This window comes from Xanthomonas cassavae CFBP 4642 (assembly GCF_000454545.1).
In the GTDB taxonomy this organism is placed as follows: Bacteria; Pseudomonadota; Gammaproteobacteria; order Xanthomonadales; family Xanthomonadaceae; genus Xanthomonas; species Xanthomonas cassavae.
This window is the reverse complement of sequence record NZ_CM002139.1, coordinates 2,955,776-2,970,157: the sequence shown is the minus strand read 5'-3', so window position 1 is coordinate 2,970,157 and position 14,382 is coordinate 2,955,776. Positions and strand designations below refer to the sequence as shown.

8 protein-coding genes and 1 pseudogene are annotated in these 14,382 nt (G+C 66.9%); 4 read left to right on the top strand and 5 right to left on the bottom strand.

All coding sequences use genetic code 11. The annotated features are described in order from the left end of the window. Window positions 1–3 precede the first annotated feature (3 nt). The 5 genes and pseudogenes from XCSCFBP4642_RS24785 to XCSCFBP4642_RS0113190 all read right to left on the bottom strand — a co-directional run bounded on the left by XCSCFBP4642_RS24785 (window position 4) and on the right by XCSCFBP4642_RS0113190 (window position 9,019). Window positions 4–4,096, bottom strand: a pseudogene (locus XCSCFBP4642_RS24785) (CHASE domain-containing hybrid sensor histidine kinase/response regulator). 152 nt (window positions 4,097–4,248) lie between these two features. Beyond that, window positions 4,249–5,553, bottom strand: a complete 1,305-nt coding sequence (locus XCSCFBP4642_RS0113205; RefSeq protein ID WP_029220209.1) for a DUF445 domain-containing protein — start codon at window positions 5,551–5,553, stop codon at window positions 4,249–4,251. A gap of 640 nt (window positions 5,554–6,193) precedes the next feature. Continuing rightward, a complete protein-coding gene (locus tag XCSCFBP4642_RS0113200) occupies window positions 6,194–7,066 on the bottom strand; it encodes a hypothetical protein (RefSeq protein ID WP_029220208.1) in 873 nt (290 codons plus the stop codon). Between the two features lie 256 nt (window positions 7,067–7,322). Continuing rightward, window positions 7,323–8,687: an omega-aminotransferase AptA gene (gene aptA / locus XCSCFBP4642_RS0113195; RefSeq protein WP_029220207.1), complete on the bottom strand. Its 1,365-nt coding sequence runs from the start codon at window positions 8,685–8,687 to the stop codon at window positions 7,323–7,325. 146 nt (window positions 8,688–8,833) lie between these two features. Further along, entirely contained in the window at window positions 8,834–9,019 is a 186-nt protein-coding gene (locus XCSCFBP4642_RS0113190) for a hypothetical protein (RefSeq protein WP_029220206.1), read from the bottom strand. Window positions 9,020–9,054: 35 nt separating this feature from the next. Here XCSCFBP4642_RS0113190 and XCSCFBP4642_RS0113185 point away from each other — a divergent pair, with 35 nt between their 5' ends. From XCSCFBP4642_RS0113185 to XCSCFBP4642_RS0113170, 4 genes are read left to right on the top strand one after another with little or no spacing between them, the layout of a single operon-like run. Next, window positions 9,055–10,734 carry an OFA family MFS transporter gene (locus XCSCFBP4642_RS0113185; protein WP_029220205.1) on the top strand — a complete coding sequence of 560 codons (1,680 nt, stop codon included), beginning with the start codon at window positions 9,055–9,057 and terminating at the stop codon, window positions 10,732–10,734. Between the two features lie 6 nt (window positions 10,735–10,740). Further along, window positions 10,741–11,586, top strand: coding sequence for a formate dehydrogenase accessory sulfurtransferase FdhD (gene fdhD / locus XCSCFBP4642_RS0113180; protein ID WP_029220204.1), 846 nt, complete (start codon window positions 10,741–10,743; stop codon window positions 11,584–11,586). Further along, the gene (locus XCSCFBP4642_RS0113175; protein ID WP_029220203.1) at window positions 11,583–13,931 is read left to right on the top strand and encodes an FdhF/YdeP family oxidoreductase; all 2,349 of its coding nucleotides are present in this window, start codon (window positions 11,583–11,585) and stop codon (window positions 13,929–13,931) included. Before fdhD ends, XCSCFBP4642_RS0113175 begins: the two co-directional genes overlap by 4 nt. Next, window positions 13,921–14,199 (top strand): hypothetical protein, encoded by a 279-nt coding sequence (locus tag XCSCFBP4642_RS0113170; RefSeq protein WP_029220202.1) that lies wholly within the window; start codon window positions 13,921–13,923, stop codon window positions 14,197–14,199. Before XCSCFBP4642_RS0113175 ends, XCSCFBP4642_RS0113170 begins: the two co-directional genes overlap by 11 nt. Window positions 14,200–14,382 lie beyond the last annotated feature (183 nt).

The window sequence follows — 14,382 nt, the reverse complement described above, 5'->3', positions numbered from 1 at the left end:
TCTTCAGCGTGGGTGGGTGGCCTGCCAGTCGCGCAGGGTGGCTTCGGCGCGGCGGAAATCGAAATCCTCCACCGCCCGTTGCAGTTCTTCCTGCAGCGTGCGCGCCAGGCGAGGCGCGCAGATCAACAGAGCATGGTCGATCTTGTCGGCATCGTCGCTGGCGAAGGCCGCTTCCAGGATCTGCACGCTGTCCGTATCGAGCGCGGTCTCGCCATCGTCGCCGCTGGCCGCGTCATCGTCGTGCTGCAGGAAGGCGCGAATCGCATCGGCCGTGCGCTGCATGATGTCCTGCAGCGCCGTCAATGCGGCGGTGATGTCATGGCCGTCCTCGATGCGCGTTTCCAGATCGCCTGCGGCGCCGGCCAGGGCCGGCAGCGCCAGCGACCCGGCCGCGCCGCGCAGCTTGTGCGCCATGGCGCCGATCGCCGGCAACTCGTTGTTGCGCAGATGCTCGGCCGCCACACCGGCCGGGTCCGGGTTTTCGCGCAGCAGCTTGCGCAGATAGCGAGCATACGGCTCGCGCTCGCGCCACAGGCTGCGCGCGCGCGGCGTCCAGCAGTTCCGGGTCGCTGTGCTGCCATTCCGGGCCATCGTTGCTGGCGGTCTCGTGCGGCAGCGACGGGATGCGGCGCATCCCCGGGTGCATGAAATGGCGGATCGCGGTGACCAGTTCCTCCACGTTGAACGGCTTGGCGATAAAACCGTTCATGCCGGCTTCCAGGGCTTTTTCCTGCTGCGGGCGGAAGGCGCCGGCAGTGAGGGCAATCACCGGCAGGCTGGCCAGGGCCGGGATCTGGCGCAGCCTGCGGGTGGCTTCGTAACCGTCCACCACCGGCATCTGCACGTCCATCAGCACCAGCTGGAACAGCTCCGGCGCGCGCTTGAGCACGTTGACCGCCTGCTCGCCATCGTGGGCGACGGTGACCATGGCGCCTTCGCCTTCGAGAATGCGCTGCGCCACCTCGCAATTGATTTCGCTGTCGTCCACCAGCAGCAGGTTCGCGCCTTCCAGTCGCCGCGCCACGAAGGTGGGCGCAGCAGGACGAGCGCCGGGGCGCGCGTCGGCCAGCTGTTCCACCAGGCGATGCAGTGCCCCGCTGGTCACCGGCTTGGTCATCACCGCGTCCAGGTCCTGCTGCTCGGGATGCTGCTCCAGCAGGCGGCGTTCGTAGGCGGTGACCATCACGATCACCGGATGCGGGCCGGGCGCGGCGCGCGCGCGGATCTGGCGTGCGATGGCCACGCCGTCGATGTCGGGCATGCGCCAGTCGAGCAGGAAGATGTCGTAGGGCTCGGCGGCCTGTTCGATCGCGGCCAATGCGGCCTGGCCGCTGGCCACCGCATCCACCCGCCAGCCAAGATCGGTGGCGATGCGCACCAGGTTGTTGAGCGCGGCATCGTGGTCGTCGGCGATCAGCACGCGCGGCATCGTCTCCGGCGGTGGCAGCGGTGCATCGCTCTGCGCGGCCGGCGGGGCGGATTTCTCCAGCGTCACCACGAAGTAGAACTCGCTGCCGCGGCCGGGCACGCTCTCCACTTCCAGTGCACCACCCATCAGCTCGATCAGCCGTCGGCTGATGGTCAGGCCCAGACCGCTGCCGCCGTAGCGCCGGCTGGTGGAGGTATCGGCCTGCAGGAACGGGGAAAAGATCAGGCTCTGCTTTTCCTTGGAAATGCCGATGCCGGTGTCGCGTACCGAAAACAGCAGCTTGACCTTGTTGGGGTCGCCGCTGGGGAAGCGCCGCACCGACAGCACCACTTCGCCCTGTTCGGTGAACTTGATCGCGTTGCCAACCAGGTTGACCAGCACCTGGTTGATGCGCAGTGCATCGCCCAGCAGCCAGCGGCTGTCGCGCGGCAAGGGCTCGACGATCATCTCCACCGGCTTGGCGCTGAGCGAGGAGCGCATCAGGTCGGCGATGTTGTCGAACAGCTGGTTGAGGTCGAATGGCGCACGCTCCAGGTCGATGCGCCCGGCTTCGATCTTGGAGAAGTCCAGGATGTCGTTGATGATCTCCAGCAGGCTGCGCGCGGAGCGGTCGATCTTGATGACCATGTCCTGGGCGGCGCCGGGAAGCTCGCTGCGTTGAAGCAGGTACAGCATGCCGAGGATGGCATTCATCGGGGTGCGGATTTCATGGCTCATGTTGGCCAGGAAATCGGACTTGGACTGGTTGGCGCTCTTGGCCGCATCCATCGCCAGCCGCAGCTGCTTCTCGTGCAGCTTCTGCTCGGTGAGATCCACCGCCACGCCGAGATAGCCGATCACCTGATCGTTGTCGTCGCGCAGGGTGCTCAGCGTCAGCAGCACCGGCAGGCGGCGACCGTCGTGGCTGACATAGGTCCACTCGCTGGTATCGCTACGGCCCAGGCTGGTCAGTGCGGCCACCGCTTCCAGTGTCGGCGCCACCGGCGTGCCGGTCTGTTCGGACAGCAGGTGCGCGCGCTCGTGCAGATCGTCGTGTTCGACGAACTGGCTGGCCTTGCGTCGGCCGATCACATCATCGGCGCTGTAGCCCAGCAGTTTTTCTGCGGCGGGATTGAACAGCGTGACAAATCCGCTGGAATCGGTGGCGATGATGGCGTAGCCGGCATGCGCCAGGATCGCGCGTTGCAGGACCGAGAACTTCACCAGCTCACTGGTGCGCTCGGCCACCTGGTGTTCGAGCGAGGCGTTGAGATCGACGATACGCTGGTGCGAGCGCACTCGCTCGGAGATGTCGCGGAAGAAATGCGAGTGACCGCTGAGGGTTTCGTTCGCTTCGATGATCGGCGCCTTGCTGGCCAGCACGTGCACCTGATGCCCGTCGCGGTGGCGCACGCTCAGCGCCGCAGACGCGTTGACCGGATGCGCCTGGTCGGGCTGGTCGATCTCCGGCATCGCATACGGTTGCGGCGACAGCAGCATGCCCAGATCCTGGCCGATCGCATCGTCCGCGGGATAGCCGAACATCGTTTCTGCGGCGGGATTCCAGTGCGTGATGCGGCCATCCGGGGTCTCGGCCACGATGGCTTCGCTGGAATGGCTGACCAGGGCTGCCAGTTCCATCTGCTTGCGCAGCACTTCCTCGCGGCGCAAGCCGTTGCTGAAGTACAGCCCCAGCAATGCAGCCAGCAGCGCCGAGGTTGCCATCACCAGTCCGCCGACCAGCCATGGCGGGGTCTGGTTGAGCGATGCGACGAAGCTGGCGGTGGGATGGGCGGTGATGACCCAGGTGCGGCCGTAGATGGGCAATAGCTGCACCACCGGCCGCCACCGCGCGCTGTCGCGGGTAGGCGTCCCGCTGCGGTAGAAGTTGTGGGTGGGCTCGTTGCGATCGGACAGATCCAGCGCCACGTCGTCGCGCTCGCCCAGTGCGCTGCGCACCATCTGCTCGACACTGAAGGGCGCATACACCCAGCCGTTGGTCGCTGCCATGCGCTGTTGCGGGGTCTGCAAGGGCATGCCTTCGCGATACACCGGCAGCAGCACCAGAAAGCCGCTTTCGCTGGGCACGCGGTAGCCCGACAGCGAGACCGGCGAGGTCATGGTCGGTTCGCCGCTGCGTGCGGCCTGCAGGGCTGCCGCACGTCGGCGCGGTTCGGATGCGATGTCCAGGCCGATGGGCCGGTTGCCGGACGATTCCGGCTCGAAATACAGCACGATGTAGCGCTCGCCATCCCACGGTGCCAGCGCGCGGCGATGGATGTCCGGCGCACCATCGGCACGGGCGGTTTCCAGGAACTGCGCCTCGTCGGCGGGGGGCACGCGATGGATATAGCCGTATCCCAGCACGCCGGGAAACTGGCGCGAATAATCCCGCGAGCGGCTGTACAAGGTAAAACGTTCCCGGCTGATGACCTCGCTGCCGGCGCCGATCACCACGCCGCGCGCACCGCGCAGGCCGTGCTCGAAGGTATACATGCGCTCGCTGATATTGCGCGCCAGAGTGCGCACCACATAGTGGAATCGCTGGTCGCGCTCCAGTTCGTTATGCCGTTGCAGCCACACGCCCGACGCGATGGCGGCGATCAATCCGGCAGCGAGAAGCAGTGCTGCACAGATAAAGGCACGGCGCCCATATTTCCTGCGCAGATTCCAACGGCCATTCGGCATGCTCGTTCCTTCGCCTTGCCTGTTGCGTGCCCAGTGTCCTGGCCGACGGTGACGTCGACCGCGTGGTACCGCTTGACGATCATCCGGCTGCGTACAAGTCTCCCCATGGCCTGCCTGCATTGCTGGTGGGCGCTCACCTTCGTTTCAGTGCATCAGAACGATAGCCAGATCGATAATGCGTGAAGGGCAAGACCGATCAGCCCGCCAACCAAGGTGCCGTTGAAGCGAATGTATTGCAGATCGCGTCCGACACCCAATTCCAATTGTTCGACGAGGTGACGTTCGTCCCAACTTTTCATCGTCGATGCAATATGGTCGGTGACCGATGCACGCAGCCGTGTGGTGAGTTTGTCCGCAGCCTGCAGCATGTGCTGGTTGAGTGCCTCGCGCAATGACGGATCCTGCGACAGCGCCTGGCCGAGCGACTGCATGGAGCGCTCCAGGTGCGCGGCCATCGACGATTCCTCGCGTGCCAGGTCGTTGCGCAATGCCGTGCGGATTTCGCCCCACAGGCCCTGCACGTGGTCCTGCAATGCCGGATGGTCGATCACGCGCTGCTTGAGCGCTTCCACGCGTTCGGCCATGTCCGGCTCATCGCGCAGCCGCGCGATGTAGCCCTGTAACCAGGTTTCGTAGTCGCGCCTGAGTGGATGCTCGGGTGTGGTGAGGATGTCCTGCAATTCTTCGATCGCTGCACGTGCCATGCGGTCGGCCAGTGAGTCGCCGATCTCTTCGATCGGCTTGACCCAGTTCACAGTGCCGACCAGCTTGGGCCATTCGCGCCGTGCGTAGCGCACGATCAGTGCCGAGGCGCGGGTCTTGACCTGTTCCTGGTCCAGCCACTCGCCCAGCCGCAGCAGCACTTCGTCCAGCAGTTTCTGGTGGCGCCCATCGGTGGTGAGCAAGGCCATGACATCGCCAACGGTGACGGCCGCATTCCACTTGCGCAGGCGGTCCATCACGAAGCGCTGGATCGCACGCCGCACCGCGGCCTCGTCCAGCAGCTCCAGCGCCTGCAGCATCCAGCCGCGCGCCATCTGCGCCAGCATGCGCGACTGCTCGGGCTTGGCCAGCCATTCGCCGAGCCGGCTGGCCGGGTCGAAGACGCGCAGCTTTTCCATCAACGCATCCGGGGCGAGGAACTGGTCGCGCACGAACACCGCCAGGCCGTCGGCCAGCCGCTCCTTGCCGCGCGGCAGGATGGCAGTGTGCGGGATCGGCAGACCCATCGGATGGCGGAACAGGGCCACCACCGCGAACCAGTCGGCCAATGCACCGACCGTGGCCGCTTCGCAGAAGGCCGAGACCCAGGCCCAGATGCCGTGCTCGCCCATCAGGTGGCTGACCAAAAAGCCGGCGAACATGGCCAGCAGCAAGGCCACGGCCAGCAATTTCATGCGCTGCAACTGGGCGCGGCGGGGATCGGCGGGGCGGGGCGTGCTGGGGCTGGGTTTCATGTCCGGAGTGTACCCAGTCGCTTGAGCAGGACATGTCCACGGCCGCGCTTGATGACGCATGCAGCGGTTGAGTGCGGCCAGCCAGCGCGAGAAGGCGAGAGGATATGCGGCACGCCCGGTGGGTGGCGCGTTCGCGTGTCGCGGCATTGCCGGTCAGGCCGCGACACGGCAGGGCATGCCTGGCGGTTGCGATGGCTTGCATGCAGTCACTGCCTGTGCAGCGCAGGGTCTGTGCGAGGCGATCACTGGCTGATGCGTGGAGTGGCGGCCCGCTGGTGCACGGTGTTGTTGCAGGGAAAGCGTCGTCGCGCCAAGGGCACCTCCCATGGGCACTTGCAGCGGAGCGGTGGTGGGCTCTTCGGCAGTCGCGATTGTGGTGGTGCTGGCCGGGCAGGGGGGCGCTTGCGTCTGTGGCTTTACACGAAAGCCCCATCGCGCCCAGGGGCGCTCCTACGACGGGCAACGGGGCTAGGCGGGCTGCCCAAAGCGTGCCACTGGCGATTGCGACGACGTCGAAAAACAGGTAGGAGCGCCCCTGGGCGCGACGAGGCGTCACCGGTGTCGGCCCATCGCAGCCAGGCGCGCGCCGGCGAGTCCGAACGATTGCCCGTACTACCTGCGCCTGTGCCGCGTCGCGCGCTCAGCCGCGCAGCCTCTCCAACTGCGCTTGCAGGGCGGCGACCTTGGACTGCAGCGCGGCGTTCTCGTTCTCCAGTTCGGTGACGCGGCGCTGCAAGGCCGTGAGGTCGCGGCGTTCGGCCTCGCCACCGTCGGCCTCGTCGGCCTTGGGCTTGCGCTTGGCATCGCGCACGCGCTTGGCCGCCTGCTTGAGCTCGGCCTTGCCGGCCTGCGCGGCGGCGCGCTGTTCGTCTTCGGACAGGGTGGCTACCGCAGCGGCGGCGCTGATCGAGATCTCGCCCGCCTTGACCGCCTGCACCACTTCCGGGGCGGCCTGCTTGTGGATGCGCTCGATCATGACCACCTGGTTGCTGCTCAGGCGCGCCTCGCGTGCCAGCTCGGCGCGGCTGACCGGGGTGGAGGTTTCTTCCCACGGTGGGCTGTCGGTGTCCTCGGCAGCGTGCGCGGCGGGGGTGTCGCGCACTGCGCTGTCGTCACCGTCGGTCTGTGCATGCGCGTTGGCCACCACCGGCGCCTCGGCGGCGGCATCGGCCTCGCGCTGGATACGCTGGCGTGCGGCCAGGATCTCGCGCTTGCGCAGTGCCAGCACGCCGCGCTGGAAGTCGGAGACGCTGCGCCGGCCCAGGTGCTGCTCGATCATCCACAGATGCACGTCCTGCATCGACTGGAAGCGCGGATTCTGCACGGTCTGGAACGGCAGCCCGTGCTTCTGGCAGATGCCATAGCGGTTGTGGCCGTCCACCAGCACCTCCCCCCACAGCACCAGCGCGTCGCGGCAGCCTTCGGCCAGCAGGCTGCGCTCCAGCGCCTCGTGCTCATCGGGCGTCAGCGGGTCGATATAAGCCTTGAGTTCTTCTTTGACAAGGATGTTCATGCGGCAACTGCGGGGGAGTACGGGGCCGGCATTGTAGTGAGCCTGCCCCGGCTTTGCGCGCTTGACGCGGCGCCTGCGCGCGTGACACGCGTGCGCCCGGTGCGCGCCCTGCCACTGGATGGCCGCGGCCTGCGCGCGGGCCGCGGGCGGTGCGTGTGGCCTGCCGGGCAAGGCGATCCGCACCGCCCAGGCGAGCGGACCACAAGCGGGCAGATGGCGTCGCGGACACGCTGGGCGACTGCCCGGCCTGGCGGCATCAGTCCAGCGTGCGCAGGATCCCGGCCAGGGTCTGGACCATCTGCCCGATCTGCTCCTGGGTCACGATCAGCGGCGGCGACAGTGCGATGACATCGCCGGTGACCCGCACCAGCAGGCCGCCTTCGTGGAAGCAGCGCTCGAACGCGGCATAGCCACGTGCCCCCGGCGCACCGTCGCGTGGCGCCAGCTCGATCGCACCGATCAGGCCGATGGTGCGGATGTCGATCACATGCGGCAGCCCACGCAGGCCGTGCAGCGCCTGTTCCCAGTGCGGGCCGAGCGTGATCGCGCGCTGGAACAGGCCTTCTTCGGCGTAGGTGTCCAGCGTGGCCAATGCTGCCGCGCAGGCCAGCGGATGGCCGGAGTAGGTATAGCCGTGGAACAGTTCGATCGCCGCCTCCGGTCCGCGCATGAAGGCATCGTGGATGGCGGTGTTCACCAGCACCGCGCCCATCGGCACGGTGCCGCTGGTCAGCCCCTTGGCGGCGGTGATGATGTCCGGGGTGACGCCGAAGCGCTGCGCCGCAAATGCCTCGCCGACCCGACCGAAGCCGGTGATCACCTCGTCGAACACCAGCACGATGCCGTGACGGTCGCAGATCTCGCGCAGCCGCTGCAGGTAGCCTTCCGGCGGCAGGATCACCCCGGCCGAGCCGGACACCGGCTCGACGAACACCGCGGCAATGGTGGAGGCATCGTGCAGGGCGATCAGCCGCTCCAGATCGTCGGCCAGCTCCGCGCCATGCGCCGGCAGCCCGCGCGAATAGGCGTTGCGCTGCAGGTCCAGGGTGTGGCGCAGATGGTCGGTGCCGGCCAGCAGCGGGCCGAACCACTTGCGGTTGTTGGGCAGCCCGCCGATCGACATGCCGCCGAAACCCACCCCGTGATAGGCCTTCTCGCGGCCGATGAAGCGGATGCGCTGGCCCTCGCCACGCAGCCGGTGATAGGCCAGCACGATCTTCATCGCGCTGTCCACCGCTTCGGAGCCGGAGTTGGTGAAGAACACATGCCCCAGCCCCGGCGGGGCGATCGCCGCCAGCCGCTGCGCCAGCACGAACGGCAGCGGTGAGCCCATCTGGAAGGTGGGCGCGAAATCCAGCGTGCCGGCCTGGTCGCGGATCGCCGCCACGATGCGCTCGCGGCCATGCCCGGCATTGCAGCACCACAGCCCGGCGGTGCCGTCCAGGATCTGGCGGCCGTCGACGTCCCGGTAATACATGCCGGCTGCCGAGGTCAGCAGGCGAGGGCGCGCCTTGAACTGGCGGTTGGCGGTGAACGGCATCCAGAACGCGTCCAGCTGCGGCGGCGCCTGCAACGCGTGGGCGGTCTCGTGCGAAGGGTGGTCGTGCATCGCAGGCTCCATAACGGGGATGGCCCGACTCTACGGCAGCCTGCGCCCTGGCCGTCACCCCGGCCGATGCCCGGCCGCTCGTCGCACCGCACCAGCCAACGCTGGCAGCAGCGCCATCTAGTCAATAAGGACTAGTCAATTAGTCGCACAGCCGGCCGCTAACGACGAGGAAGGCTTGCGTGGCGTGGGTGTGGCAATGCGATGGAACGCTGCGAGGCGATGCCGAGCATTGCAATGACGCGAGGATCGCCGATGATGCGCCAGACCGGCGCCTGGCGGGGCTGATTGTTGTCGCCGGCCTGATCGCACCATGCCACTCCATCGCAGCCGTCAATCGTATTCATCGCAGTTCATCGCACTTTTATTTGGGGAAATGGGAATGACGCAAGGGTCCACCGTGGCGACAGCCAGCGGCGCTGACGCCGGTCTGCTGTCCAAGGAGCGCATCGTTGCGCGTCCTGGATTCAATCGTTGGCTGGTGCCGCCGGCAGCGCTGGCGATCCACCTGTGCATCGGCATGGCATACGGCTTCAGCGTGTTCTGGTTGCCGTTGTCCAAGGCGCTGGGCATCACTGAGTCGATCGCGTGTCCGGCCGACATGAGCCTGTTCGCGCGTGTGGTGGCCACCACCTGCGACTGGAAGATCAGCGAACTGCAGTGGATGTACACGCTGTTCTTCGTGCTGTTGGGGTGCTCGGCGGCGATCTGGGGCGGCTGGCTGGAACGTGCCGGCCCGCGCAAGGCCGGCGTGGTCTCGGCGCTGTGCTGGTGCGGCGGCCTGGTGATCTCGGCAGCCGGTATCCACTTCCATCAGATTTGGATGCTGTGGCTGGGCTCGGGCGTGATCGGCGGTATCGGTCTGGGCCTGGGTTACATCTCGCCGGTGTCGACCCTGATCAAATGGTTCCCCGACCGCCGCGGCATGGCGACCGGCATGGCCATCATGGGCTTCGGTGGCGGCGCGATGATCGGCAGCCCGCTGGCCGATGCGCTGATGCGCCATTTCGCCACCCCTACCTCGGTGGGCGTGATGGAAACCTTCCTGGTGATGGCGGCGCTGTACTTCGTCTTCATGATGGCCGGCGCGTTCGGCTACCGCGTGCCGCCGAGCGGCTGGACCCCGGCCGGCTGGACTGCGCCGGTGGCCAGCAGCAACGCGATGATCACCGCCAACCATGTGCACGTAAAGAAGGTCTGGGGCATCCCGCAGTTCTGGTTGCTGTGGGGCGTGCTGTGCCTGAACGTTTCGGCCGGTATCGGTGTGATCGGCATGTCCTCGCCGATGCTGCAGGAAGTGTTCGGCGGCCGCCTGATCGGTGTGGACATCGGCTTCGGCAGCCTGGACCCGACCCAGCTGGCCAGCATCGCGGCCATCGCGGCCGGCTTCACCGGCCTGCTCAGCCTGTTCAACATCGGTGGCCGCTTCTTCTGGGCCAGCATGTCCGACAAGCTCGGCCGCAAGAACACCTACACGCTGTTCTTCGTGCTGGGTATCTGCCTGTACGCGGCAGCGCCGTCGGCCGGTGGCGTGGGCGGTATCGCGCTGTTCGTGGGCATCTTCTGCATCATCCTGTCGATGTACGGCGGCGGCTTCGCCACCATTCCGGCGTATCTGGCCGACCTGTTCGGCACCCAGATGGTGGGCGCCATCCACGGCCGTCTGCTGACCGCCTGGGCCACCGCCGGCATCCTCGGCCCGGTGGTGGTGGGATACATGCGCGAGTACCAGCTGGCCCACGGCAGCCCGCCGTCACAGGTCTACAACACCACCATGTACATCCTCGCCGGCATGCTCGTGCTCGGCCTGATCTGCAATCTGCTGGTGCGCCCGGTGGCCGCGCGTCATTTCATGACGCCCGACGAACTGGCGCGCGAAAAGCAGCTGGCGCACGAAAAGGTCGACCGCAGCGGGCACGCGGTGCTGCCGCCGGAGCAGATGGCGCGTATCGGTCACGGCGGCAATCCCGCGCTGGTGGCGTTTGCCTGGTTGGCAGTGGGTATCCCGATGCTGTTCGGCATCTGGGTCACGCTGCAGAAAGCCTTCGTGCTGTTCCATTGAGGTGAGATGACCACCCCGTCTTCCCGCTCGGTGCGCCCTGGCAGTGTGGTGCGCACGGTGTTCCGCCATCGCGGCGGGCGCGGTGCCACGGTGCAGGACCAGGTGGCGGCCGAAATGCCGGTCGCGCTGATCTACAACCAGGTGCCGTTCGCGGTGATGATGGCCACGCCGGAAGACCTGGAAGACTTCGCACTGGGATTCTCGCTGAGCGAGGGCATCATCGACCGCCCGCAGGACCTGCGCGTGGTCGCGGTGGAGACCTTCCTGGAAGGCGCTTCGCTGCAGATCGAGATCCCGCCCGAGCGCGCCGCCGCGTTGGACCAGCGGCGGCGCAACCTGGACGGGCGCAGCGGTTGCGGGGTGTGCGGTAACGAGTCGATCGAGGCGGTGCTGCGCGTGCCTCCGGTCGTGCACTCCGAACTGCGGATCGAGACGGATGCATTGGCGCGCGCGCTGGCTGGGCTGCACGCGCAGCAGCCAATCGCCGCGCAGACCGGCGCGGTGCACGCGGCCGGGTGGGCCGATGCCGAGGGTGGGGTGCGGCTGGTGCGCGAAGACGTCGGCCGGCATAACGCCTTGGATAAGTTGATCGGTGCATTGGCGCACGCGCGCATCGATGCATCGCAGGGATTTGCGGTCGTCACCAGCCGCGCCAGTTACGAGATGGCCATGAAAGCCGCGCAGGCCCGGATACCGCTGCTTGCAGCGATCTCCGCGCCCACCGCGCTGGCGATCGGCCTGGCCGACAGTACGGGCCTGACCCTGATCGGGTTTGCCCGCGATCACGATTGTGTCGTTTACAGCCATCCGCAGCGCCTGAACCTGGGCGTTGCAGTGGGAGAGCCCGCATGAGCAAGAAGACCATCAAGCAGTACGACAATCCCGCTGGCGGCTGGGGCGCATTGCGCTCGGTCGCCAAGCACCTGATGGAACAGGACATCGCGGTGCAGGGCGCCAAGACGCTGCTGCACGCCAACCAGCCGGATGGCTTCGACTGCCCCGGCTGCGCCTGGCCCGACCGCGATCACACCTCCACCTTCGAATTCTGCGAGAACGGCGCCAAGGCCGTGGCGGCCGAATCCACCGCGCGCCGTGCCGGGGCCGAGTTGTTCGCCTCGCACAGCGTCGGCCTGTTGTCGCAGTACAGCGACTACTGGCTGGAAGGGCAGGGCCGCCTGACCCAGCCGATGCGCTACGACGCGGCCACCGACCACTATGTGCCGGTGAGCTGGGACGATGCCTTCGCGCACATTGCCAGCCATCTCAACGGCCTGGCGAGCCCGGACGAGGCGATCTTCTACACCTCCGGGCGCACCAGCAACGAGGCGGCGTTCCTGTACCAGTTGTTCGTGCGCGAGTTCGGCACCAACAACTTCCCCGACTGCTCCAACATGTGCCACGAGCCCTCCGGCACCGCGCTGCGGTCGCAGATCGGCGTGGGCAAGGGCACGGTGTCGCTGCACGATTTCGAACTGGCCGATGCCATCTTCATTTTCGGCCAGAATCCCGGCACCAATCATCCGCGCATGCTGGGCGAGTTGCGCCAGGCCTCCAAGCGCGGCGCAGCAATTGCGGCGTTCAATCCGCTGCGTGAGCGCGGGCTGGAAAAGTTTGCCGACCCGCAGGACAAGCTGGAGATGCTGCACAACGGCTCCACGCGCATCGCCTCGGATTATTTCCAGCTCAAGATCGGCGGCGACCTGGCCGCGATCAAGGGCATCATCAAGCATGTGCTCGAACGCGATGCGCAGGCACAGCGCGACGGCACGCCGCGGTTGCTGGATCTGGAGTTCATCGCCGAGCACACCGCCAACTTCGACGCCTTCGCCGCCGATGTGCATGCGGAAAGCTGGGGCACCATCATCGAAGAATCCGGCCTGGACGAGGCGGCGCTGCGCAAGGCCGGCGAGATCTATCTGAAGGCCGAGCGTGTGATCGCGTGCTGGGGCATGGGCATCACCCAGCACAAGCATTCGGTGGCCACCATCCACATGATCACCAACCTGTTGTTGCTGCGTGGCCATCTGGGCCGCCCCGGCGCAGGCGTGTGCCCGGTGCGTGGGCATAGCAACGTGCAGGGCGACCGCACGATGATGATCTACGAAAAGCCGCCGGCCGCGTTCCTGGACAAGCTGCAGTCGGTGTTCGGCTTCGCGCCGCCGCGGGCCGACGGCTTCGACACCGTTGGTGCCATCGAAGCGATGCTGGATGGGCGCGGCAAGGTGTTCTTCGCAATGGGCGGCAACTTCGCTGCGGCCACGCCGGATACCGATGCCACCCACCGCGCGCTGCGCAACTGCGAGCTCACCGTCCACGTCACCACCAAGCTCAATCGCAGTCACCTGGTGCACGGACGCGATGCGTTGATCCTGCCATGCCTGGGGCGCACCGAAATCGATATCCAGGAGGCCGGCTCGCAAGGCGTGACGGTGGAAGATTCGATGAGCATGGTGCACCTGTCGGCCGGCATCAATCCGCCGGCCTCGCCGGACCTGTTGTCCGAGCCGGCGATCGTGGCACGCATGGCCGAAGCCACCCTGGGAGCGCGCAGCGCGATCCGCTGGCGCTGGCTGGTGGGCGACTACGACCGCATCCGCGACCTGATCGCGCAGGTGTTCCCGGACTTTGCCGACTTCAACCAGCGGGTGCGCACGCCGGGCGGCTTCCGCCTGTCCAATACCGCGCGCGACCGTAACTGGGGCACTCCCGAGCAGCGTGCGGTGTTCAAATCGCATGCGGTGCCGACCGACAACCCGATCCATCGTGCGCGGCGTTCGCGTGGCGATCAGATGGTGTTTACGCTGGCCACCACGCGCTCGCATGACCAATACAACACCACCATCTACGGCCTGGACGATCGCTACCGCGGCGTGTTCGGCGAGCGCCGCGTGCTGTTCATCAATGGTGCCGACATCGCGGCACTGAACATGAAGGCCGGCGACTGGGTGGACCTGGAAAGTCTGTGCGAGGACGGCATACGCCGCGAGGCGCGGCGTTTCCTGCTGGTGGACTACAACATCCCGCGTGGCTGCCTGGCGGCCTATTACCCGGAAACCAACGCGCTGGTGCCGCTGTCCAGCTTCGCCGACGAAGCGCGCACGCCTACCTCCAAGTCGATTCCGGTGATCGTGCTGCCGCATCGCGCCGAGACCGCCGATGCGGCGCCGCGCGACATCGGGGCCGTGCTTGTCCGCTGATCCGCAGCTCACCGCACAGCTGTTGCACGCCCTGGCCGACGCGCCTCAGGGCGTGTCTCTGGCGAAGTTGTGCAAGCAGCTGGGCGTGCGTATGAGCGTGCTGCTGCGCACGCTCGCCTGGCTGGGGACGGCAAACCTGGACGGTGAACCGGGTCCGGACTGGGTCCGCGTAGAAGAGCGTGGCGAACGGCAATTTGCGGCGATCACTGCTGCCGGTCTGGTTGAGCATGTGAAACGTGTAACGGCGCAAGCGCCGCAGGGTGGTTGAGCGATCTTTTCGTTTTGATGAAGAGCTGGCGGTGTTTTGGATTTGGTTGGTACCGCATCCAGGAACGACGAGGGTCACGGGTTAGAGCCGAAAGCGTCGTTGGGCTCGCGCGCGGTGCCCTCACCGGTTGCGGGACACGTCGTGAACCCATTCCTGGGGGCTCGATGGCGGCATTGATGCCGT